This window comes from Hydrogenophaga sp. T2, from assembly GCF_049843535.1.
GTDB lineage: Bacteria > Pseudomonadota > Gammaproteobacteria > Burkholderiales > Burkholderiaceae_C > Hydrogenophaga > Hydrogenophaga crocea.
Window position 1 is genome coordinate 300903 of record NZ_JBBHZJ010000005.1, and the last position, 21942, is coordinate 322844.

The window sequence follows — 21942 nt, forward strand, 5'->3', positions numbered from 1 at the left end:
GCTCGTCGTGGTCACGGGGGCGTTGTTGGGGCATATCCATGGTCTCAACCCTTGTCGCTGTCGTTGCGTGGACCGGCGCTCTGGCCACCATACCCGCCGTGCCCGCCATGGCCCCCATGACCGAGGAACAGGTGCATCAGCGGACAGGCCAGCAGCAGCAAGTAGATCCAGTTGCCAGCGACATGATTCCAGTGCTCGCGCAGCAGGTAGAAGCCGCCCACCAGCGCCACCATCAGCAGGGCCGTCTTCAGCGGCCTGCCCAGGCTCGAGGAGGACCGCTTCATATCTGGGGCAGGCCGCGAATCCGGGCCTTGCAGGGAACCGTGCGAGTGGTCATGCGTATTCATCGTGTCGTCCTTTCGTGATGCGTCGCGGAGCTCGAGTGCTCGTACTCAGCGTAGACCCTGACAACGTGTCAATGTCAAGGGCCTGCCGCGCGATCGCGTTGCAGAAGCGCCCTGCGTTTCTCGTACTCCTCGGGCGTGCATTCGCCGCTGGCCAATCGCCGCTGCAGCAGTTCGAGCGGCGTCTCACGCCGCCCAGTCATGCGACGCGCATCGTTCGTTCGCTCTCCCGCCCGACCCCACAGTGCCCAGACAAATGCCGCAACGATGCCGACCCAGAAGATCCACCACAGGAAGTGCATGCCGCCCATGAACCATCCGCCGTCGAAATACATATGCATCTCCTTCAACTTTGGTTTGGCGCCATGAGGGCGCTGCGGACGCGCTGCAACCGTGCGCGAACTTCGATAGCCACCTTGGCGACCTCGGGGTCGTCGGTGAGCTGCAGCACGGCCACCGGATCCATGAAGCCGGCGACGAGGCGGCCGTCGGCCTCCTCTCGCACGACCACGTTGCACGGCAGGAGCAGACCTATGTCGGGCTCTGCGCTCAGCACGCGGTGCGCCAAGGGCGGGTTGCAGGCGCCGAGGATGCGGTAGGCACGGCCGTCGACACCGAGCTTGGCCTTCATCGTGGCCTGCACATCGATCTCAGTCAGCACCCCGAAGCCCTCGACCTTGAGCGCCTCGACAACGCGCTGGACGGCCGCATCAAAGTCGCTGTCGGGTAGGTCGCAGTGGAAACCGTAGCTCATCTGTCGCCCCTCACTTGTTGGCAGGTGCCGGCGCCATACGGTCCATCATCATCTGCATCATGGACTGCATCATGTCCATTCGCTGCTCCATCATCTGCTGGCGCGACGCCATGTCGCCAGGTTGAGCGGGGTCGGCTCCAGGACGATTGCCGCCCGCCATTGCGCCGCCGCCCATGCCCATGCCCATGCCCATGCCCATGCCACCCATCATGGCCATGCCGTCCTGCATCAGCTTCATCTGCTCTGCCATCAGCGCATTTCGCTCCTCCGGCGTCTTGGCCGCAAGCATCTTGTCGTGCATCGCCTGCATGGCCTTCATCTGCTCGGCGTAGCCAGACGGCCCTGTAGTCGTACCGGACATGCCCATGCCTTGCGGAGCCTGCTGTGCCTGGGCCACGCGCTGCGCAGCCGATGCCGCAGGGTGATGGGCGTCATGATCGTCATTGCCAGCTGCAAAAGCCGAGGCGGCCAGCAGGGACAGCGTCGCGCCAGCAATGATCGTGATCTTGTGAACGGGTGTCATGGAAAGCTCCTGTCGAACGAAAGTGATTCGGAAAGTTCTGGTCGGATCTCAGTGTCGTGGTCGCACCTGAATACGGTGCCATGCGGACAACAGGCAGATGGCGCCTGCTGGCATGCGAGGGACGACGGGATGCACAAGTGCGTGCTCAAGCCGCCCCATGCTCCGGGACGGACGCGAGGACGAGGCGCTATAGCGCCAGACGTGAGAGTCGAGTGCGCGGCGGGATCGCGTCGGGGACCGGCAACGGGGCGGCGACGGAATCACCCGCCAAACGTGCGACGCTCGAAGTCCACGCTACCGAAAGCAGGAGCAGCGGCGCGTGGCCAAGGTCGACTGCAGCAGGCGTGGCGTCGGGTTGCACGCGGGTCTGCGACGTGGCGTCGCAGAGATCGAGACAAAGCAGATCGTCTGCCCCAGCGTCATTGCCATGCAAGGGCACGGCACCCCCGTGCCCCGCCATCACGATGGCTGCCGCCAGGGCACCGCCGCTTGCGTCGGCGTGAGCATGCGTCTTCCTGTCCTGCAGGACGCAGGCGTTTGCCCAAGACACGCTGATGGCAAACAGCCAGAACACCAGCATCGCCGCGGCAATGCGGCGCAAGGTTCTGGGTCGGCGGATCGGTACCATGGTGCTCACGAAGGAATGACACAGATTCTAGGTACGGGTTTCGCTAGCCATTTGACGCAGGTCAACGCCGCGGCCGATATGAATACAGTCTGTCGGGTCTCGATACGGGCCCACTCCCAGTCGAGTCAACCGAATGTGTATCCAGGAGATTAGTGGAGCCAGGGTGCTTCACGATCGCCGCCCGCATCGACCGGAACGATCTCACTAGAAAGGTGCGATACCGCCACCCGATGTGCTCCGCAGCGGGTAGCAGCGGCTGCCGCACTCAAAGTTGCCTGAAAGATCTCCCGCGCACTTAAGTGCGCCAACGCCACCACGATTCGTCGGTCAGGCTCCGCTGCCCCGAACCCCGCCGCCTTCAGCGCGTGCTTAACCACGCTCCGAGATAACTGAATCGCCTGCTCCGCATCCGGCGGCGTGATCAGGAACTCCTTGAAGCGCGAACGCAGCGTGGCCGGGACCCACCAGGGGTAGTTAGCCGTGGCGATCCAAGTGAGCTGGCTCGCATCGAGTTCCAGGTCCAGACTGATGTCCCGCACCTGTGCGGCTGAGACTGGCTCCAGCAGCGAGTGCAGCACCCCGGTTGGCGATGAGAACCCGCCTGAGGTCTTGCCCATCGTCTGTGCCTTGTCCAACTCATCCAGGATCACGAGTGGGTTGGCGTACTCACCCAGGCCAAGCAGATCGAAGACCAGCCCATAGCGCGAGTTGCCCCAGACAGCGTCCGAGCCAAGCAGCGCCCCGGAGGTTTCGGCCTGATCCATTGGGTGGCGGCGCACCGGCACCCCGAGCACCTTGGCCAGGGATTCGCAGAAGTGGGTCTTGCCGACACCCGGTGGGCCGTAGAGCAGCACGGGAGGTAAGCGCACCGGTGGCACCGGCGCCTTCACCTGGTCTGCCGCCTCAAGGCTCGAGCTTGAACCTTTGCCCGCGCCCTTCCCTGCCCTGGCCTTCTTTCTCTTCACTGGCGCTTGGCCGGTCTCGGCCACGCCCGCCGCGAAGCACATCTTCTGCAGCGCCACGTGGTTCGCAATGAACTGGATGACTTCACCGAAGTGCGGGTGATCCTCCTGCAGCGCCAGGATCGCCTCCACCGACGCCGGACTTCCGATCCGCCGCCAGGGCCCCCGCACCTTGAGCAGGTAGCCCAGCGGCTCGTTCCTTTTCTTCGCGTCCGAATCCACGCTCTGCGCCGAAGCCGCCATGCGCTGAACGTCCTCCTCCCTGTACACCCGCAGGCGCTGAGTCAGGGGCAGTTTCTCGATCTGGGCCCGAAGCTTGCCCTGATCCGGGTTGAAGCCCATGCGACGCAGTTCGGCCTCCATCTTCTCCCGGGTTTGCTGCGACTGTCGCTCGGCTTCCCTGGCAACAAGCTCCTGTCGCTCTCGCTCACGCTCTTGTTCTCGCGCTCGCTCTCGCTGCACCGGATCATCCTCCCGACGCACGTGCTTGCCGTGTTCGTCGGTCTCGGCCGATTCAGCGGCCTCCTTCTCAAGGCGCTGCTTGAGCTTCTTGAACTGCTCGGCCACGCCAGGGGGCAGCAGGAGCTCGTGCTCGTAGCTGTCGGCGAAGTGGGGTAGGCCCACGAAGTTGCCGTCCTGCAGCAGCCGCGAGCGGCCTTGCGCAGGAGGTGCGGTGAAGCTGGGCGGTCGGCGCCTGGCCTGCGGGGCCAGCTCCCAACCCGGCTTGGGGCGCAAGTACGGGCTCACCGCGTCAACCATGGACACGCCTGGTCCGATCGGGTCGGGGGTCTCGGGATCGGTCCTCTTGGGGTCGGTCATGTCTGCTCTCCCCGGCCTCACTTCAACGCGCGCAGCTTGTTGAAGTGGCTGATGCGGATCTGCTCGATCGCAGGCGGAACACCCCGCGCTCCGAAGCGCCGGCCCACCTGCCCTTTCTCGATGAAGGACAGGGCCACCTCGGCCTCTGGCCGCTTGCGCACCAGGTGAGCAGCCAGGCGCTGCAGCACCAGCACGGCTTTGGGCCCTGAGTACATCAAGGCGTAGACCTGCCGGTTGTGGCCGATGCGGCGTTTGACCTCATGGATCGGGGCGGGCACGCCCACGCACACCCGGAAGTGCTTCAAGGTCTGCAGGCAGTTCTGCGTCACCTGCACCACCAGGCGGTAGGTGCTGGCGCGGTTCGGGTACGTCTGCCGAACAATGGTCACGCACCCATCGCCATCGAGCATGCCGGCCGCCCAGGACAGGCTCGGGCGGGGCCAGGGGATGGAACGGTTTTCGTAGGCACGGCGCTCGTGGTCCGGAATGCGAACGGGTGTCGGCTTCGAGCCCAAGCCTGAGAACATGGCCAGCGACGACAGCCGCGCGGAATCATCGACATCGCTGTCGTCGATCTCGGGCATCTCGGTGAGTGGGCCTTCGTCCAGGTCGAGAGCGAGCTGGTCCTCGTCGATATCGGCACCGGCTAGGTCGGCGGAGTCTTCGGCATAGGCCTGGCCACCAGGTTCAACCGGTTCAGCTGGGACCCGCGACAGCGCCGCCGTCACCAGCGTGGGCACGGGATCCAGCGGCAGTGGCTGCTGGGCTTCGCCATCCGCATCGCGCAGCCGGGCATACGCTTCGCGGCGCGCCAGTCGCATGGCATCGCCGAAGGTCTGCGCCATGAGCGCAAACCGTGGGTTCACCGGATTCTTGCCCAGCGGGCCGTGCTTGCTGCCGATGCGGTACTGCTGGTGCACTGCGTCGGAGAGCAGCCGCTGCAGCCAGACCCCATCGTTGACCCCGTCTTCAACAGTTCCCTTCATGCCACCCTGGTCATCCCCTTCAGCACTCATCGGCTCCATGTTGATGAAGCGCGTGAGCAGGCTCCGCAGCGTGAGCTGGGTCAGCGGGTGCGCGGCGCGCTCGCCTTCGCGTTCACGCGCCATGGCCTCGCTTGAGGAATAGTCGCCACCCGACATCAGATCCGGCGCTGCATGCAGCGCCCCCAACTCAGCAATCAGGCAGGCCAGACGAACGAGCGAGGTTTCGTCGCGGGTCAGCTCATGAGAGTTGACCTGCTCGGCTGCGACCACACCCAGGGCCAGCGGGTGCACCACGCTGCGCGCACGCACCTCAGGCAGCAGCGCCACCAGCGCCTGCTCGATGTCGGCCCGTGCGATCGCGGCCATGAAGAACGCCTGGTGAGCGGGCTTCAGGCTCAGGATGGCGTGGCTCAGGTCGGCGGTGACGCCTTCCGACAAGCCCAGGTGATCGAGCAGCCAGGGGCCGGAGCCGCGGCCCGATCGCGGCTGATCGATGCCCGTGACCAGCAGAGCATCACTAGGCACGCCGGGCACTCGTGTCTTAGCGGCGCGGATCCAGCGCACGCGGGGAGAAGCCGACTGGGCGATTTCGGTCTGCTCCGTGGGCGTGGGCAGCACCAGCGTCTGGTCACCGCTGCCCAGCAGGGCGATCGACGCACTGCCCTCGCGGCGCGGGCAGATCTGGCCGTGCTGGTTCATGTACGGGCCCACGGGGCCGAACGGGAAAGTGGCACTCAGCAGCGTATTCATGCGAAACACCGAGCCGGGCTCGGCGAGTTCACCCAACACGTTGGGCATCTCCTCGCCGGGGGAGACGGCATAAGGCGTAAAGCCACCGGTGCCCGTGCCAGTGCCGGCGTCGGAACGAGGCGAGTTTTCCGGTTTGGCCTTGTCGTTGGCCGCCTGCTTGTTCAGGCGCGCCGAGAGCTGGCTGCGCACCTCCTTCTCGAACTCGCCCATGTTCTTGGAGAGCTCCTGCAGGATGGTCGGCATGGCCAGGGCGTGGGCCACCGGGTCGCCGTGCGGCTGGATGTGGCCGGCGAGGCCATGGGCTGCCTGGTCAACGGCCGGGTTGTTGATCGGGGCGGTGGTCTTCAGTTTCGAATTCATAGTCTTGGTCCTTGGTGATGAATGGACAAGTCGGGTTTCGGGTTTGGAGATCGGGCTGTTCTGGGCGGTGGTTTCGACGTGTTCTCGTTGTCTTGGGGCTGCTTCAGGCAAGGCTTCGCCTCACCGGTGCAGCGGACACATCGGTCCGGCCGGTCAATCAGTCAGTTGGTAAGGGTTCGTGGGTCGAGAAAAGCGCCTGGGCGCTCAGCGCTGCGCTATGAGCCGTGCCTCAGGAACGGCGGCAGCGGGGGTGGCCTGAGCAAGGCGGCAAGTTCTGCCTCACCCGGATCGGTGACGGTTCGATTCCGGCTTTCGGCACCCGATGCAGCTTTGCGGCATCGCGGCGCAGGCAGCACCTCGAAGGCTTGCGCCTCGTTGGCCGCCGGTGCCGAGCTGGCTTGCCCGCCCTGAAGCGGCGCGCCAGGCTGCGACACGAGAGCCGACGGATCGAGCGCATCGTTGGCCGCGGTCTCGGCCGATGCAGCATGCGCCCCAGCCCGATGGGCCGCTGGCAACATGGCCGCCTCTTCCGGCAGGCGCACCACCAGACCCTGCACCGGGGCGACCGAAATGTGCTGCTTCAAGAGCCGCTCCATCGCCGAGCCGTCCCGACGGGTCAGGTTGGGCACATAGCGGCTGTACACCCGGAACAGCATCTCGGTGCTGGTGTGGCCGAGCTGGCGCGCGATCCACTCCGGTGCTTCGCCCGCGGCGAGCCACAACGTCGCTGCCGTGTGCCGCATCTGGTACGCCCTGCGGTGAGGGATGTTGAGATGGCGCAGGAGCGGCGACCAGACCCGATTCAGAAAGTTCTGGTTGTCGATCGGCTCGCCCTTGCGGTTGCAGAAGACGAACTCGGAGAGTTTTCCGGTGACCTTGAATTGCGCCTGCAGGGCGTCGAACACCAGGTCGGTCATCTGGATGTCGCGCACGCTGCCATCGGTCTTGAGCTCATCCTCCTCCTTCATCACGATGGCCTCGCGAACCAGGATCAGGCGACGCTCGAAGTCGATGTACTTCCACTTCAGGCCGTGCACCTCCCCCGTTCGCATGCCGGTGAAGAAGCGCACGGTGAAGTAGTTGCGGAAGTCGGCCCGCACGGTCGTGAGGATCTGCTGGACCTCCTCGAGCGTGAAGGGCATGACGTCGGTCCTCTTCATCTTCAGCGGCTTGATGTTGCGAAACGCGGACGTAAACTCCAGCCGGTCGGCCGCCTCGTTGAGGATCTGGCGCAGCGGCTTCATCACGGAGTTGATGCGACGGTTGGACAGCGTGGAGAGGCTTTTTCGGGCGGGTACTTTGGCGAGTGATGCCCGAAAAGCCAGAACGTCTGCCTTGGTGATGTGGCCGACCTCTTTGTCCCCGAAGTACGGGATCAGGTACTGGTCCAGCGATCCCCGTTGCGTGACACGGTAGCTGCGGCGCCAGGACACTTCACACTCGGCGAACCACATGTCGGCGAAGTCCTTGAACAAGGGCGTGCCGCTGCGCGTGGTGGGCTGAGCAGCTTCAGCGTCGTTGCTCGAAGCTTCGGAGTCCGTCTGGCCAGACTTGGCTGGAAGCGGCTTTCCGAAGGTCTTCTCGTAGTCAAACGTGCCGAGGGCGATTTCGCCTTCGATGCGCTCGAGGGCCTTTTGTAGGCGCTTGCGGTTGGGCTCCGTATCCGGCAGCGCGGTCTGCTCGCGCAGGCGTTGGCCGAGGTACTTGAAGTCCAAGAACAGGAGCCCAGACTCGGGGCGGCGGCGAATACTACCCACGGAGCGCACCTCCGTTGGTCATCGGGATGCCGGAACTCATCACCTGCGAGTGGCGGGCCATGTCCTCTTGGATGTGCTCCCAGATGTAGAGGGTCTTGCGGCCGCCAAAGGGACGGATGTAGTGCCGGCCTTCGATGAGCACGCTGTCCTTCAGCCGATCGCGGATCGTTCGGCTGTCGTACTTGATCAGCGCTGACAACTCATCGGTCGTCAGGTAGGTCTGGTGCGGCCCAGCCAGGATAGGGACTTGCATGGTTGGCTCTCCTTTCTTGAGCAGTTACACTGGGAGACCAGTTTGCAAAGCAACAGGTGTTTTTGATCTCCTGTAGGTCACTATATCTCACGCTTTGACCCGCAACAACCCTTTTTGATCTTCTGCAGATCATTTTCTGACGAACGGCATCATGATCCGCTGTCACTTCGCCCGCTTGATGGGGGAGCGCAAGCTCAAGATCGCGGACGTCGCACGCGATACAGGGATCAATCGGGGGACGCTGACCAGGCTGTACTACGAGACCGCGGAGCGGATCGAACTGGAGGTACTCGATCAGCTTTGCGAGTACTTTCAGATCGACATCAGTGATCTGCTTGAACGGGTCAACTCAGACCAGGCGTCAGGGTAGGTCAGGCCCGTTTGATGCGGCGAAGTAGCTTGCGACTCTTGTCCAGCTCGAAGGACAGTTGAGCAGCGGTTGCTGCCGGCCGATAGCCAGTTCTGTGTGAGCGCTGTATGCCAATTTGCGGTCGTTTGTCCACGAAACGGCTAGGCCGACATCTTGCCTGGAGCGGAGTGGCCGCTAGACTGCCGCAATCGGCCAGGAGCGGGCGGTCATCCTGCAGGACGCCCCTCTGTAACGGTCGATGCCGAGAGGCCCGCTTTGGGCCCGTTGATGCCGTTCACGCTTCGGATGGCTATGTCCGGTACCAACATATAACGAGCGTTGACGTGGCTTTATCCTGAATGGCATGCACATGCTTCCCCGTGCGCCGCAGACACCAGTTCGTCGAGGATGCCGCAGCGCCCTTCGTGAGTGCCGTTGCAGCGCGCCCGCAGCTGCAGCAACTGCTTCTCCAGCGCCCGCATGCTCTTGAGGCGTGCCCGCACGCGGGTCAGTTGCTCGTCCACCAGCAGATCCACTTCGCCAAAGTGATCTTCGGGCGCATCCAGATAGCTCAGAAGCTGATGAACATCGGCCAGTGGCATGTCCAGCGCCCGGCAGTGGCGAATGAAGGCCAGGCGCTCCAGATGGGTCGCTTCGTAGTCGCGGTACCCGTTGTCGCGCCGCGCCGGCTCGGGCAGAAGACCCTGCTTTTCGTAGTAGCGGATGGTTTCAACATCCACGCCCGTGGCGCGGGCAAGGTCCTTGATCTGCATGTTGAAGCCCTCAGTTCAAACAAGTGATTGACACTGTAGCGGCTCCAGGGTTTCCAATGCAGGCATCGAAAGGAAAAACCATGCCAGCCCATTGCTGTGACCACGAAACTCCCAAGGTTGATGCCATCCTCAACCTGCGCCGCTACCGCAGGATCCTATGGATAGCCCTGATCGTCAACGCCGCCATGTTTCTCGTCGAGATCGGCGCGGGCGTGCAGGCGGGTTCGCTTTCGCTGCTGGCCGACGCGGTCGACTTTGCGGGCGACGCGCTCAACTACGCCGTGTCGCTGGCGGTGCTGGCCTCGGCGCTGGCCTGGCGCGCCCGCGCGGCCATGCTCAAGGCTGTGAGCATGATGGGCTTTGGCCTGTATGTGCTGGGCGCTGCGGTGTGGTCCGTGTGGCACGGCGGTGTGCCGCAGGCCATGACCATGGGCGCGGTGGCGCTGCTCGCGTTGGTGACCAACGTGGCCGTGGCGTGGATGCTCTACGCATTTCGAGAAGGCGACGCCAATATGCGCAGCGTGTGGCTGTGCTCGCGCAACGACGCCATCGGCAACGTGGCCGTGTTCATGGCCGCGCTCGGCGTGTTCGGCACCGGCTCGGCTTGGCCCGACCTGGCGGTGGCCAGCCTGATGGCGGCGCTGGCATTGCACGGCGGCTGGACGGTGTTGCGCCAGGCGCGCGGTGAGCTGGGCGAAGACAGCGCAAAGGAAGACCACCATGGCCACGTCCACTAAGGCATCGGGCGGTCGCCGATTTGATGGCGCCGCCCACGCCCAACTGATCCAAAGCGCAAAAACCGCAGCCTCCGCAGAGCAGTCTTGGCTGTACCTGGAGGCGGCCCATGTCGTGGGGCAGCTGCACGTCAAGCCGCACCTGCAGACCCACGCACAGATGTTGAACTTGGCCTTGCGCACCCGCGACTGGTCCGAGGCAGTAGGACAGGTGATGCGGCTGGCGCTGGTACCGCTGGGCCACCTGAGCGGGCGCCTACCGCTGGGCAACCCGGGCCGGTCCGCCGTGAGTGCCTTTGATCCCTTGCCTGTGCGTCCCGAGCTGGCTGAGCTGATAGCCCGTGCACGCGGCCATTGAGATGGCTGCCGCTTAAAATTCGTCGCATGCGCGCTTTTCTGATCTTGTTGATGCTCACGCTGCTGCCGCTGCAATTTTCTGCTGCAGCGGCTGCGGCGTGCTGCGGCCACGTTTCGGCCACGCAGGGGCCGCAAGCCACGCACCATCAGTCCAGCCATGGGCAGGCGGTGGAGGGCGTTGAAGACGGCGTCGTTGGCGACAGCGGCTTTGATCTAGATTGCGGAACCTGCCACGCTAACTGCGCCGCCACTGTCACTGCGACCACCGCGTCCATGGCCATCACTGCGGGCGCTGAACAGGTCGAACACCTCGCCGAACGCCGCTTGCTTTCCTGGCATGAGCAACCGTATCGTCCCCAATGGTCCACCCCGACAGGTTCGGGGTGGAACGATGTCGCCTGATGCGCTGACAGACACAACTTCCCCGATCCCCAGGCTTCAAGCGGCCGCCGTCTCAGACGGAGGCTGACCTCGGATCGTTTTGGAAGGACTCTCTCATGACCGCTCGCTGGACCCAGCGAAATCCCAGGTGGACATGGCTCGCCGCCGTGGCCATCCTTCTCTTGCTGGATCAATCCACCAAGTCGTATTTCTCCACCATCCTCGAACTGGGTGAAGCGGTTCGGGTCACCGACTGGTTCAACTTCGTGCATGTGCTCAACGCAGGTGCGGCATTCTCGTTTTTGGCGGATGCCGGTGGCTGGTAACGCTGGTTTTTCATCGGCGTTTCGGTGCTGGTGGTGGGCTTCGTTTCAGTGGTATGCCTCGCGCGGCAAGCCGAACCGATGGACCGCTGGCTGGGCGCCTTTGTGGCTGGCGGTGGTGGCGGCAACCTCGTGGACCGCGTCCAGATCGGCGCTGTGGTGGATTTCCTCGACTTTCACTGGCGCAACATCCATTGGCCGGCCTTCAATCTCGCCGATGTCTTCATCGTCTGCGCCGCGCTGACCTGGTGCCTTGCTTCATTGAAAGCGCCACCGCGCCAACCGACCCGCAAAACCCCTGAGGAGCTTCCTTCATGAAGCGTGGATGGTTCTGGATCCTGGGCGCCTGGGCCTTCGCTCTGGCGTCCACTCTCGGGGCGCTTTTCATCGGTGAAGTCATGGGCATGACGCCCTGTCTGCTCTGCTGGTATCAGCGCATCTTCATGTTCCCGTTGGCCATCATCCTGGGCATGGCCGCGTTCGCCGAAGACCGCCGCGGTGCGGTGTACGCGTTGCCGCTGGCCTTGGGTGGTGCCGCCATCGCGGGCTACCACACCGCGCTGATCGCTGGGTGGGTGCCCCAGTGGTGGGTGCCCTGCGGCGCCGGGCCTTCGTGCAGCGAACAGAGCCTAGAGATCCTGAACGGCATCCAGATTCCCTGGTTGTCTCTCCTAGCCTTCATCGCCATCGCCTTCCTGCTTTTTGTTTATTTGAGAAAGTCCCGTTCATGAACGCCAAAAAATTCACCGTCATCGGTCTGGTGGCTATCGTTGCCTTGTTCTTCTACCTGGGCATGAACGCCTACCAATCGCGGGTGCAGACCGCGCAAGACGTTCAGGTCAAGGCCGAGCAGACGCGCCTGGTACGCATGCACTCGCCGGTGTTCGGCCCGCAGAACGCGCCGGTCACCATCGTCGAGTTTTTTGACCCCGCCTGCGAGACCTGCCGCGCGTTCTATCCCATCGTCAAGAACCTGATGGCCCAGTACCCCGACGACGTACGGCTCGTGATCCGATACGCGCCGTTTCACCAAGGTTCAGACGTAGTGGTCAAGCTGCTGGAGTCGGCCAAGAGCCAGGCCAAGTACCAGCCGGTGCTGGAATCGTTGTTAGCCGCGCAGCCCGCCTGGGCCGACCACGGTCAACCCAGCATCGAGACCGCATTCAAGGTAGCCGAGCAGGCCGGGCTGGATCTCGTCAAGGCGCGGCAGGACATGGAAAAACCCGGTATGCAGGCCGTCCTGCAGCAGGACATAGAAGACCTTACCGCGCTGCAAGTCACCAAGACGCCCACCTTCTTCGTCAACGGCCGCAGCCTGTCCAGTTTCGGGCCCGATCAGCTTGCCGCACTGGTAGCAGAAGAAGTGGCCAAGGTGAAGAAATGAGAGAGATGGCTCCCGTACGTCCTTTCAACCGACGCAAGGTGTTGGTGTTGAGCGCTTCGTGGTTTGCGTCAGGTGGTCTCCTGGCGGGCTGTTCGCCCCGGGCGCCCATCTTCAAGAGCACCGACATCACAGGGGCTGCTTTTGCACAGGACCTAAAGCTCACCGACCACACCGGGCAGGTCCGCACCATGGCCGATTTCCGCGGTAAGGCTGTGGTGGTGTTTTTCGGCTTCACGCAGTGCCCCGATGTGTGCCCCACCTCCATGACCACCCTGGCCGAGGTAAAACGCCTCATGGGCGATCAAGGCAAGCAGTTGCAGGTGCTCTTCATCACAGTGGACCCGGAGCGCGATACGTTGCCCTTGCTCAAGGAGTACATGACCAACTTCGACCCGAGCTTTCTGGCGCTGCGCCCCGAACCGACCGAGCTCAAGGCCGTCGCTGACAGCTTCAAGATCTACTACCGAAAAGCCGAGGGCTCGACACCCACCTCGTACACGATGGACCATTCGGCGGGTAAGTACGTGTTCGACACCAGCGGAGCCGTGCGCCTGTTTTCGAGTTACGGGACCGAGCCGGGTGTGATCGCCGAAGACATCCTGACCTTGCTGAAATCCATGGACGTCTGACCACCCGTTGCCGGTATGAAAACTCTGCTGCTCTACCTGGTCACCGCCATCGCCGAGATCGTGGGCTGCTACTTGCCGCTGCTGTGGCTGCGTGGGCAGGGGTCGGGCTGGTTGTTGTTGCCCGCAGCGGCCGTGAGCCTAGGAACATTTGCATGGCTGCTCACCCTGCACGCTGCGCCTTCGGGCCGCGTGTATGCGGCGTATGGCGGGGCTATGTAGCCGTGGCGCTGGGGTGGCTTTGGACGGTGGACGGCGTCCGCCCGAGTAACTGGGATATGGCCGGTGTCGCTGTGGTGTTGCTGGGCATGGCGATCATCGCGTACCAACCCAGGGCATGAAATACCCCTGGTCACTGCCCAAGTGACCACGGGAGTCGCGCTCGCTCAGGTGGAGTTCCTAACGGCCGCTTTATGTTTCAACCAGCCGATCGTCGAGCTTCGGAGAGTGTCCGCGATTGGCCGATAGCGGGCATGCTAGCTCAGCAGGGACCTGTAACAAAGCAACTTTTGGGGATCCACGTGCCAAGGTGGTTCATGCTGCTTGCCCCTCAACTCGATGGGAGACCATCATGCAAGCAGCTTCATCGGTTATTCACGGCGAGCCGTGGAACAAGGGCAAGATCATCGGGCAGAAGGCTCCGTTCAAGCTGAAGGACATCTGGGCGCTGCGCGTGCGCCTGCAAATGGAATGCAGGGTCCGAGAGCTAGCCCTTTTCAATCTGGGCATAGACAGCAAGTTGCGAGGATGCGATCTGGTTGCCCTCAAGGTGCGAGACGTGTGCCATGGAGATCAGGTGGCGTCGCGTGCAACCGTCTTGCAGCATAAGACCCAGCGACCAGTTCAATTCGAGATCACATCAGCGACTCGGGAGGCCTTGCAGACGTGGATCAAGAAGGCAGCGCTGCGCCAGGAGGACTACCTTTTCCCCAGTCGTATTCACGATTCACCTCACCTTGGGACACGTCAGTACGCTCGGATTCTGGGGAGATGGGTCGATGAACTTGGCTTGGACCGAGCCGACTATGGAACTCATTCGATGCGCAGGACCAAGGCGACCTTGATCTACAAGCGGACCAAGAATCTGCGCGCAGTGCAGTTGCTCCTCGGCCACTCGAAGCTGGAATCTACCGTCAGATATCTAGGCATTGAGGTCGATGATGCTCTGGAAATCTCGGAGCAGACAGAAATCTGACCCCAGACCTGTGGCGAACATGCCCGCCAGCACCCAATGGGCTGGATGGCGGGCAGTAGCAAGTTGCGCGGACCGACCATGGGGTCGATGGCCAGCTGGGACGACTGATATCGGAGGCAGCGGACATTCGCCGCTCGATTGCCGATCGACCGAGATCAGTCTAAAGCGGGTCCTCGTGCGATGGGCTGGAGCCCCTGGCGGCGAAGAGTTTCCTGCGGTCAAATGCACCGACTACTAACACTCGTGCGCCCTGCGCGCGCAAAGTGCTGAGCCGGACGCATGCCGGGGCAAATGCAGTCTCAGCGGCCGAGTGCAGGGGCGGACGTCCAAGAGGCAGCCTAACCCGCGGGCCGGCCCTGACTTTCCCGTGGAGGGCACCATGGCGATCAGTGATCCGGGCAGTCACCCCCATAGCCGTAGGCGCGCCGCGGCCTACGTCCGCATGTCGACCGATCATCAGGAGCTCTCCATCGGCTTTCAGATGACTGCGATTCAGGCCTACGCGGTCGCCCAGGACATTGAGCTGGTCGCCGTGTACGAGGACGCTGCCAAGAGCGGGCTAGAGATCAAGAACCGGGCCGGCATGAAACGGCTGCTCAGAGACGTGATGGACGAGCCCAGGCCATTCGATGTCGTACTGGTATACGACGTCAGCCGTTGGGGCCGCTTCCAGGACATCGATGCTGCCGCGTACTACGAGTACACCTGCCGCATGCACGGAGCCGACGTGATCTACGTGAAGGAGTTGTTCGGTACCGCCCAGGACCCTATGACTGCCCTGCTCAAGACGCTCAAGCGGGCGATGGCCGCGGAGTACGCCCGCGAACTGGGGGTGAAGTGCCGCGATGGTCAAGACCGAGCAATTCAGCTGGGCTACCAGGTCGGCCCTTTGCCCCCCATCGGTCTCACGCGCGTGGCGGTCGATCGGCTGGGGAACCGACGACTCCTTGGCCGGCATCAGCACAAGGGCGCCCAGAGCGATCGCGTCGCCTGGATCCATGGGCCGCAGTGGGAGGTCGAGCTGGTGCGCCGTATCTTCACCATGTACGCCGATGAACGCGGCTCCATCAAGAGCATCGCGCGCCAACTGCAGTTCGAGGATCACCGAACGGCAGAGGGTAAGCGATTCACCCAGGGTGCGGTCTCCAACGTGCTGCGCAACGAAGCGTTTGCGGGTAACTTCGTTTGGGGGAAGACATCCGCGCCAGCCCGCAAGAAGCCCCACCGGGAAACCCGCGCCAACGCGGTCATCGAACCGATCGTGAGCCAGGAGCTTTGGGAGACGGTTCACCGAAAGCTCTGCAGACGCCGCTTTCAACGACGCGACAAGACCGAGTTGCTTGCTGAGCTGCAGCAGCGGTTGCGGGAGAACCCGACACTCAGTCAGATTGACCTGGAGGCCACGGGCCTGGCATCTAAGGAGACTTACGCAAGGGCGTTCGGGTCATTCCGGGTTGCCCTCGAGCTCGCCGGGCGAGATCTACAACTCGCCCGTAGCCATCACCTGGCTCGCATTGAGTCCGGTCGGGCCGTGGGTGACTTGATGCAGGACGACCTGATCGAGCTCTTTCGCTCAAATGGCATCGAGTGCAGCAGCCACCCCCGCAGCCGCGTTCTGTTGTTCACGGATGGGACCCGACTGCGCTTGCAGCTCTGCTGGCCGCACCGAGCGCCGGAAGGATTGCGCTGGCACGTGCTTAAGAAGGCCGAGCCCCGCGCAGCCTTCGTTCTATTTGCCCTCATGAACCAAGAGCGGCGGGCGCTCTGGTTCAGCCTCAAGCCCATGGAGGAGTTTCGACGTCTTCCTCCTTGGGTCGAGGAGCTTCCTCCGGACGCGTTCGGTCCTGTCTACACCGCTGATGAACTTGTCACCCTGGCTAGGCGGCTCCTAGTCTGAGTCACCCCCCCTTCATCCGCGGTACCGTCTGATTGTGGGCAGGTACCAGCAAGGATTCAGTCCGTTGGGACTGGAGGTTCGTTCTTCTGTTCCCGCACGATGGCCAGCCCAACTTGCAACGCGATCTTTTCGGCGGCCTCTTGCCACGACCAACCCTCGGGCATCTGGGCGGCGTCCGTTTCCTCCAGCGCGAGGATCACACGGCTCTCGACGACATCGCGAAGACGGGTGATACGGTCCCTGTCCAGCGAAAGGCCGCGAACTATCCGGTGTGCCATCACCATGTCCATCGCAAGGCGCATTCGCTTGCGAAGCTCGACGGGATCGATGTCTTCAGTGCGCATGAAGCAAGGATAGCGCTGCTACGGGGAAAGTCGGCATGCCGGATCAAGCCTCGGAGCCGAGTCGTAACGCCCGCTTGAGGCCTCCCCGTCGATCGGTGGCAAGGCGAATCGACCAACAGGGCCAGATTGATTTCGAAAACTGCACCACGCTCCCCTGAACTGGGGTAGGTACATATATATGTGCCGGACGCCAGGTTTTGCAAACTGGTTGCATGGACGTACGATGTGGCGATGCCCAACCTTGCACAGACTCTCAAACAAGAAATCGCCCGCATCGCCCGAAAGGAGGTACGGGAGGACGTCACGGCGCTTCGAAAGGCAGCCTCCACGTACAGGTCGGAGATTGCAGCGCTCAAGCGATCGGTGAAGGACTTGCAGGTGCAACTGCGCGCCACCCAAAGAGCGTTCTCTCGTGGCGCACCTGCTCAAGCGCAGGAAGGCTCGTCATCGCGTCCAGGTCGAAGGCCAACCTTTAACGCCGAGCGCCTGAAGGCCAAGCGACAGGCACTTGGACTGAGTCAGGCGCAGATGGCCTCGCTCCTCGGGATCTCCGCCCTCAGTCAATGGAAGTGGGAGTCAGGCCAGGTAACGCCGCGCGCTTCAAAGCTAGCGCGCTACTTCGCGGTCATGGCCATGGGTAAGCGAGAGGCTACCAAGCAACTCGGGACGCCCTAGCCGAGTCCGTATTCAGGGTGCGGTGCAGCCATGTACCGATGCCACCGCGAATAGACATACGTGACGTGCAGTCGCGTCGGACGCCGACGGGCCGCTCAGGCTGGAAGGTACAGGGCCTGATCAATGTGCGAGTGACCCCATTAGACTGGGTGCAGTCGGTCGTGGTTGCGGTCTTGACGGACTGCTTTTGAGTCAGAGGCGACTTCCAGATAGATGCAGCTCACAATTTGCTAGGTCACGCCTACTGGCTGACAGATTCCGCGAGCGGCACCGTTAGGGCAGACAGTCTCATGTTGCGAAGAACCGCATCACCTTGGCGAACTCGGCATCGTCATGGCCGAATATCTCGCGCAATCCTCGTCGCGACGCTCCGATCAAGGACTCCTCGACCATGCCCTCCAGGGGGGTCGGGGCTTTAATTTGTGCAGCTGCGCGTGTTGGATTGAGCCGGCGCGCCAGCTCTGCGCCCTCGGGAGCGATGATGAACAGCTTCAAGCCGCGCTCGACACCGCGGGCGATGGCGGCGTTGATGTGCTCGTCGCGGAAGCCGTAGCCGATGGCCATAAGCCGGACGTTTCCGGCCGCCAGGCTTTCCTCGAACACCTTGGCATACCAATTGAGGATGGACGTTTGCCCGATCTCGCGCGCCTTGGCCCCTCCCATGATCAGCAAGGGTTGACCATCCGCTCGCGTCCAGTTTGACGAGCCGTGCAGCTTGTAGATTGGTTGGCATCGGCCATCTGCCTTGAAGTCAGCTTCAGGTGCCGGGGTCCATGTCGCACGCGACCAAAATTTCGAGTGGAGCGGTTCCTGCGACCAAGCCGGCCTCATGCCTGGCATCTCGGGCCCGACCCACTTCTTCTTGCCGATCAAGGCGACGTTGTCGTTGGCATAGTGGTGCTCCAAGAGAACGTCCTGATTGAGCGTGAAGATTGCATCAAAGTGGGTGAGGAACGTGCCGATCTGGCGCTCGATGCGCTGCTCGCCAAACTGCCAGTCCGTGACCGCCATGAATGCCGAGTTCATGTCGTCGAACATCCGCCTGACCGCGTCCTGCAACGCCATGAGCGGTGCTCGCACGGCCTCGGGGTCTCGGGCGAACTGGCCTTGAAGCTCTGCCAGAGCGCCCTCGAATCCGCCGCGGTCCTGGTGCTGCCAAAGCAGCCGGCGCAGCCCCGGGTCTCGGGCGACTTCGGGGCTCCCGAGCAGATGTTCGAACGCCTCGGTCGCGAGCCAGCCGCCCCAATTGCGGCTGAACCCTGCGCCAATCAACAACAAGTCGGCGATGTCGCCCTCCCAAGCGCGTCAATCCTGCCGATAGGCTACTTCGTTTCGTCGGCAGGTTGGCCAAGCGGCGGCCCCAAAAGGATCGGGCTTCCGAAGAGGCCCGTTTGGGTCAGGTCGCGGACCTGTCAAATTTCAACAGATCAAGCGAACGGCTTGCATGTAGGACCGCTTTTCGGTATCCGTCCGGTCAACCCATCTTGAATGTGAGTTGAGAAGCGGGCATCGTCCCCACGATTGGAGGATCGTGGAGACGATGGAACAGATTTCAAACGAAGGGCGACCGCGCCGCCGTGAGTACAGCAAAGACTTCAAGGCCGAGGTGCTGGCCAAGTGCCGCCAACCCGGAGCGAGCGTGGGCGGTGTTGCTCTGGCCCATGGGCTGCACTCCAACATGGTCCACCGCTGGATCAGGGAGGCCGGCGCTGCATACCGAGCGCCTCTTGGGATGCCGGGTAGCCAGATCGCGCAAGCGATGCAGCCCAGGTTCACTCCCGTGCCCCTGGACCTGCTCAGTCCTGCCGTGCCCCAAGCGCCCGCAGGCAGCGCGGATCAGACTGCTCCCACCGCCCCGAGACCGGTTGAGCTGCAACTGCGCCGCGGTGACCTGATCGTGAGCGTACAGTGCCCACTCGAGCACTGCGGGACCCTGCTGCGCGAGGTGCTGCGGTGATCCGCATCGATGCGGTGTGGATGTCCTGTGAACCCCTGGATATGCGAGCGGGTACAGAGACCGCTCTGGCCCGTGTCGTACAAGTCTTCGGCGCAGCCCACCCCCATCACGCCTACCTGCTCGCCAACGCCAGAGCCAACCGCATGAAGGTGCTGGTCCACGACGGCTTTGGCGTCTGGCTGGTTGCACGCCGGCTCCATCAGGGCCGGTTTGTCTGGGGCAACTCCAGCACTCCCCGCCTGCCACTGAGCCAGGAGCAGCTACAAGCCCTGGTCACGGGCCTACCCTGGCAGCGCCTTGGGCAGGCAGGTGTCATCACGGTGCTGTGATCTTGAACGGGGCGTGTGCGCTCTTCAATTCGTGAATGTGCCAATGGGCACAGCCACTGGCACCGGTCATGATCACTGCCATGAACGAAGCGGTGGATCTGCAGAGCATGGACGAGGGCACGCGCCAACTGGTGCTGGGCCTGATGGGCCAGCTGCAGCAGCAGTCTGCAGAGCTGCGCCACAAGCAGGCGCTGCTCGACAAGCTCACCTTCGAGAACGCCATGCTCAAGCGCATGAAGTTCGCTGCCCGCAGCGAGGCGCTCAGCGCTGAGCAGCGCAGCCTCCTTGAGGACGCCCTCGATGAGGATCTGCAGGCGGTGGCGCTCGAGATCGAACAGATGGGCGACGCAGGCCAGCCCGCAGCCGAGCAGGTAACCCGCCAGCAGCCCAGGCGCCAACCCCTGCCCCCGGAGCTTCCCCGCCAGGAACTGCGCCATGAGCCTACCTCCACCGAGTGTTGCGGCCAGCCGATGAAGCGCATCGGTGAGGACGTGGCCGAGAAGCTCGACTACACCCCAGGCGTCTTCACGGTCCACCGCTTCGTGCGGGGCAAGTGGGCCTGCGCCTGCTGCCAGACGCTCAGACAGGCCCCGGTGGATGCGCACATCATCGACAAGGGGCTGGCCACCACGGGCTTACTCTCCCATGTGCTGGTGGCCAAGTACGCCGATCACTTACCCCTGCACCGCCAGGAGGCTATCTACGCCCGCGCTGGTGTGCCGATCCCACGCTCCACCCTGGCGCAGTGGGTGGGCAGCTGTGGCGTACAACTCCAACCGCTGGCCAGCGCCCTGCGCGCAGAGGTGCTTGCCCACGCCGTCCTGCACGCCGACGAGACGCCGGTGCAGATGCTCAAGCCGGCCGCTCAGAGAGATGGCAAGACCCAGCGGGCTTACCTGTGGGCCTACACACCAGGGCGGCACGAGCAGACCAGGGCGGTGGTCTATGACTTCAGCGAGACCCGGGCCGGGCGCCATCCCGCCTCCTTCCTGGAGGGCTGGGCGGGCACGCTGCTGGTCGATGACTTTGCCGGGTACAAGCAGCTCATGGGTGAACAGATCCAGGAGGCAGGCTGCTGGGCCCATGCAAGGCGCAAGTTCTTTGAGCTCCACACGGCCAACAAGAGTCAGCTCGCTGAGCAGGCGCTGGCCCTGATCGGACAGATCTATGAGGCCGAGCGACAGGCTCAGGGGGTAGAGGCAGATGAGCGGCTGCGCATACGGCAGCAGCAGAGCCGCTCGGCGGTGGATCGCCTACACCTCTGGCTCACAGAACACCGAGGGAAGGTGCCCAGTGGGTCGGCCACGGCCAAGGCCATGGATTACAGCCTGCGCCGCTGGCCTGCGCTCACCCGGTTCCTGGAGGATGGGCGGATACCGATCGACAACAACTGGGTCGAGAACCAGATGCGCCCGATTGCGCTGGGCCGCAAGAACTGGCGGTTTGCGGGCAGCCTGCGGGCTGGGCAACGAGCCGCTGCCATCATGAGCCTGATCCAGTCGGCCAAGCTCAACGGCCTTGATCCGTATGCCTATCTCAAGGATGTGATGGACAGGCTGCCGACCTGGCCCAACAGCCGTATCGGTGAGCTGCTGCCGCATCGCTGGAATCCCTCAACCGATTGATCGAATCTAGTGCCCCTCCATGGCTGCGATCAGCGGACAGCGCACATTCCCCTTGCCAGAGCCGCAAAGCAGAATCAGGCCAGAGAGTGCAGCCTCCATGCGTTGGAGGTCGGCCAGCTTGAGCCTGACTTCTGCCAGCTTAGACTCCGCTTGCCGCCGAGCTTGGGTACAACTCCCCCCGTCCTCCAGTTGAAGCAGTTGCGCGGTCTCGTCGAGGCTGAATCCCAGCCGCTTCGCTGACTTGATGAAGCTGAGCCGCGACTGGTCGGTTCGGCCATAGCGCCGGATGCTGCCCACAGGACGGTCCGGCTCTGGCATCAGCCCTTTGCGCTGATAGAACCTGATGGTCTCGACGTTCACACCGGCCGCTTTCGCGAGATCTCCGATCGTCATGCTGCCGTCGGACTGTGAAGGGGTATGGGTCATGGCGCTTGACTCTGTACTTTGGTACGGAAGTAAGCTTATCGCATGTCTACAACATCTACCGACCACCCGGGCCAGACCACTGGCGGCGGCAAGGCCCTGATTGCTGGTGGTATTTCGGCGCTGCTCGCCTCCGCCTGCTGCCTGGGCCCCCTGGTGCTGATCATGCTGGGCATCTCCGGGGCCTGGATCGGCTCTCTGACGCTGCTGGAGCCTTATCAACCGTGGTTCATGGGGGCGGCGGCGATTGCCTTGGTGGTTGCAGGACGCCGGATATGGCGCCCTGCGGTAGCGTGCGATGTGGGCCAGGTCTGTGAGCGCCCCATGGTCAACCGGTCCTACAAGGTGCTGTTCCTGCTGGTAGTCCTACTACTGGGAATTTCATTGGCGTTCCCCTGGATCGCCCACTGGTTCTACTGAATGAAGGGTTCTGC

The 21942-nt window shown here is 63.2% G+C and carries 27 protein-coding genes and 2 pseudogenes; 16 read left to right on the forward strand and 13 right to left on the reverse strand.

Going from position 1 to position 21942, the window contains the following annotated elements; translation table 11 throughout:
• Positions 1-44: 44 nt before the first annotated feature.
• The 9 genes from WDZ95_RS14170 to WDZ95_RS14210 form a co-directional block, all read right to left on the reverse strand.
• Positions 45-284 (reverse strand): DUF2933 domain-containing protein, encoded by a 240-nt coding sequence (locus WDZ95_RS14170; protein WP_070400922.1) that lies wholly within the window; start codon positions 282-284, stop codon positions 45-47.
• Positions 285-421: 137 nt separating this feature from the next.
• Complete coding sequence (locus WDZ95_RS14175; RefSeq protein WP_070400921.1) at positions 422-679, reverse strand: SHOCT domain-containing protein; 258 nt, start codon at positions 677-679, stop codon at positions 422-424.
• 11 nt (positions 680-690) lie between these two features.
• Positions 691-1098: a DUF302 domain-containing protein gene (locus WDZ95_RS14180; protein ID WP_070400920.1), complete on the reverse strand. Its 408-nt coding sequence runs from the start codon at positions 1096-1098 to the stop codon at positions 691-693.
• A gap of 10 nt (positions 1099-1108) precedes the next feature.
• Entirely contained in the window at positions 1109-1621 is a 513-nt protein-coding gene (locus WDZ95_RS14185; RefSeq protein WP_425779334.1) for a hypothetical protein, read from the reverse strand.
• 187 nt (positions 1622-1808) lie between these two features.
• On the reverse strand, positions 1809-2249 hold the full coding sequence (locus WDZ95_RS14190) for a hypothetical protein (protein WP_166228581.1): 441 nt from the start codon (positions 2247-2249) through the stop codon (positions 1809-1811).
• Between the two features lie 149 nt (positions 2250-2398).
• Positions 2399-4030: an AAA family ATPase gene (locus WDZ95_RS14195; protein WP_166228584.1), complete on the reverse strand. Its 1632-nt coding sequence runs from the start codon at positions 4028-4030 to the stop codon at positions 2399-2401.
• A gap of 17 nt (positions 4031-4047) precedes the next feature.
• Positions 4048-6126 (reverse strand): hypothetical protein, encoded by a 2079-nt coding sequence (locus WDZ95_RS14200; RefSeq protein WP_166228586.1) that lies wholly within the window; start codon positions 6124-6126, stop codon positions 4048-4050.
• 215 nt (positions 6127-6341) lie between these two features.
• A complete protein-coding gene (locus tag WDZ95_RS14205) occupies positions 6342-7841 on the reverse strand; it encodes a site-specific integrase (RefSeq protein WP_240936411.1) in 1500 nt (499 codons plus the stop codon).
• A 34-nt stretch (positions 7842-7875) separates the two neighbouring features.
• Positions 7876-8136, reverse strand: a complete 261-nt coding sequence (locus tag WDZ95_RS14210; protein WP_166228590.1) for a hypothetical protein — start codon at positions 8134-8136, stop codon at positions 7876-7878.
• Between the two features lie 151 nt (positions 8137-8287).
• On the opposite strand from WDZ95_RS14210, the gene WDZ95_RS14215 reads away from it, so the two are divergent.
• A complete protein-coding gene (locus tag WDZ95_RS14215; protein WP_166228592.1) occupies positions 8288-8506 on the forward strand; it encodes a helix-turn-helix domain-containing protein in 219 nt (72 codons plus the stop codon).
• A gap of 329 nt (positions 8507-8835) precedes the next feature.
• Here the strand turns inward: WDZ95_RS14215 and cadR are convergent, their stop codons facing one another.
• Positions 8836-9258 (reverse strand): Cd(II)/Pb(II)-responsive transcriptional regulator, encoded by a 423-nt coding sequence (cadR, locus tag WDZ95_RS14220; RefSeq protein WP_166228594.1) that lies wholly within the window; start codon positions 9256-9258, stop codon positions 8836-8838.
• An 80-nt stretch (positions 9259-9338) separates the two neighbouring features.
• Between cadR and WDZ95_RS14225 the strand changes: the two genes are divergently transcribed.
• The 10 genes and pseudogenes from WDZ95_RS14225 (at position 9339) to WDZ95_RS14270 (ending at position 16155) form a co-directional block, all read left to right on the forward strand.
• Positions 9339-9995 carry a cation transporter gene (locus tag WDZ95_RS14225; RefSeq protein ID WP_166228596.1) on the forward strand — a complete coding sequence of 219 codons (657 nt, stop codon included), beginning with the start codon at positions 9339-9341 and terminating at the stop codon, positions 9993-9995.
• Entirely contained in the window at positions 9979-10350 is a 372-nt protein-coding gene (locus WDZ95_RS14230) for a DUF3703 domain-containing protein (protein ID WP_166228598.1), read from the forward strand. Before WDZ95_RS14225 ends, WDZ95_RS14230 begins: the two co-directional genes overlap by 17 nt.
• 26 nt (positions 10351-10376) lie before the next feature.
• Complete coding sequence (locus WDZ95_RS14235) at positions 10377-10751, forward strand: hypothetical protein (protein ID WP_166228600.1); 375 nt, start codon at positions 10377-10379, stop codon at positions 10749-10751.
• A 95-nt stretch (positions 10752-10846) separates the two neighbouring features.
• Positions 10847-11371: pseudogene (gene lspA / locus WDZ95_RS14240) on the forward strand (signal peptidase II).
• A complete protein-coding gene (locus WDZ95_RS14245) occupies positions 11368-11784 on the forward strand; it encodes a disulfide bond formation protein B (RefSeq protein ID WP_166228602.1) in 417 nt (138 codons plus the stop codon). The pseudogene lspA and the gene WDZ95_RS14245 overlap by 4 nt, the downstream one beginning before the upstream one ends.
• Positions 11781-12437, forward strand: a complete 657-nt coding sequence (locus WDZ95_RS14250) for a DsbA family protein (protein ID WP_166228604.1) — start codon at positions 11781-11783, stop codon at positions 12435-12437. Before WDZ95_RS14245 ends, WDZ95_RS14250 begins: the two co-directional genes overlap by 4 nt.
• A complete protein-coding gene (locus tag WDZ95_RS14255) occupies positions 12434-13066 on the forward strand; it encodes an SCO family protein (protein ID WP_166228606.1) in 633 nt (210 codons plus the stop codon). The genes WDZ95_RS14250 and WDZ95_RS14255 overlap by 4 nt, the downstream gene beginning before the upstream one ends.
• Before the next feature lie 15 nt (positions 13067-13081).
• Positions 13082-13404, forward strand: a pseudogene (locus tag WDZ95_RS14260) (YnfA family protein).
• A gap of 230 nt (positions 13405-13634) precedes the next feature.
• On the forward strand, positions 13635-14258 hold the full coding sequence (locus WDZ95_RS14265; protein ID WP_166228607.1) for a tyrosine-type recombinase/integrase: 624 nt from the start codon (positions 13635-13637) through the stop codon (positions 14256-14258).
• Between the two features lie 379 nt (positions 14259-14637).
• Positions 14638-16155 carry a recombinase family protein gene (locus tag WDZ95_RS14270; protein ID WP_166228609.1) on the forward strand — a complete coding sequence of 506 codons (1518 nt, stop codon included), beginning with the start codon at positions 14638-14640 and terminating at the stop codon, positions 16153-16155.
• Between the two features lie 56 nt (positions 16156-16211).
• On the opposite strand, the gene WDZ95_RS14275 is transcribed toward WDZ95_RS14270, so the two are convergent.
• Positions 16212-16499, reverse strand: coding sequence for a hypothetical protein (locus tag WDZ95_RS14275; RefSeq protein ID WP_240936412.1), 288 nt, complete (start codon positions 16497-16499; stop codon positions 16212-16214).
• 231 nt (positions 16500-16730) lie between these two features.
• Between WDZ95_RS14275 and WDZ95_RS14280 the strand changes: the two genes are divergently transcribed.
• Entirely contained in the window at positions 16731-17174 is a 444-nt protein-coding gene (locus WDZ95_RS14280; RefSeq protein WP_166228611.1) for a helix-turn-helix domain-containing protein, read from the forward strand.
• Positions 17175-17462: 288 nt separating this feature from the next.
• Here the strand turns inward: WDZ95_RS14280 and WDZ95_RS14285 are convergent, their stop codons facing one another.
• Positions 17463-18452 carry an SIR2 family protein gene (locus WDZ95_RS14285; protein ID WP_166228613.1) on the reverse strand — a complete coding sequence of 330 codons (990 nt, stop codon included), beginning with the start codon at positions 18450-18452 and terminating at the stop codon, positions 17463-17465.
• A gap of 262 nt (positions 18453-18714) precedes the next feature.
• Here WDZ95_RS14285 and WDZ95_RS14290 point away from each other — a divergent pair, with 262 nt between their 5' ends.
• The 3 genes from WDZ95_RS14290 to tnpC all read left to right on the forward strand — a co-directional run bounded on the left by WDZ95_RS14290 (position 18715) and on the right by tnpC (position 21085).
• On the forward strand, positions 18715-19131 hold the full coding sequence (locus tag WDZ95_RS14290; protein ID WP_143434174.1) for a transposase: 417 nt from the start codon (positions 18715-18717) through the stop codon (positions 19129-19131).
• Positions 19128-19460, forward strand: a complete 333-nt coding sequence (tnpB, locus tag WDZ95_RS14295) for an IS66 family insertion sequence element accessory protein TnpB (protein ID WP_166228615.1) — start codon at positions 19128-19130, stop codon at positions 19458-19460. Before WDZ95_RS14290 ends, tnpB begins: the two co-directional genes overlap by 4 nt.
• Positions 19461-19540: 80 nt before the next feature.
• A complete protein-coding gene (tnpC, locus tag WDZ95_RS14300) occupies positions 19541-21085 on the forward strand; it encodes an IS66 family transposase (RefSeq protein WP_166228617.1) in 1545 nt (514 codons plus the stop codon).
• A gap of 6 nt (positions 21086-21091) precedes the next feature.
• On the opposite strand, the gene WDZ95_RS14305 is transcribed toward tnpC, so the two are convergent.
• Positions 21092-21511 carry a MerR family DNA-binding protein gene (locus WDZ95_RS14305; RefSeq protein WP_070401207.1) on the reverse strand — a complete coding sequence of 140 codons (420 nt, stop codon included), beginning with the start codon at positions 21509-21511 and terminating at the stop codon, positions 21092-21094.
• A 42-nt stretch (positions 21512-21553) separates the two neighbouring features.
• Between WDZ95_RS14305 and merT the strand changes: the two genes are divergently transcribed.
• Positions 21554-21928 carry a mercuric ion transporter MerT gene (gene merT / locus WDZ95_RS14310; protein WP_070401208.1) on the forward strand — a complete coding sequence of 125 codons (375 nt, stop codon included), beginning with the start codon at positions 21554-21556 and terminating at the stop codon, positions 21926-21928.
• Positions 21929-21942 lie beyond the last annotated feature (14 nt).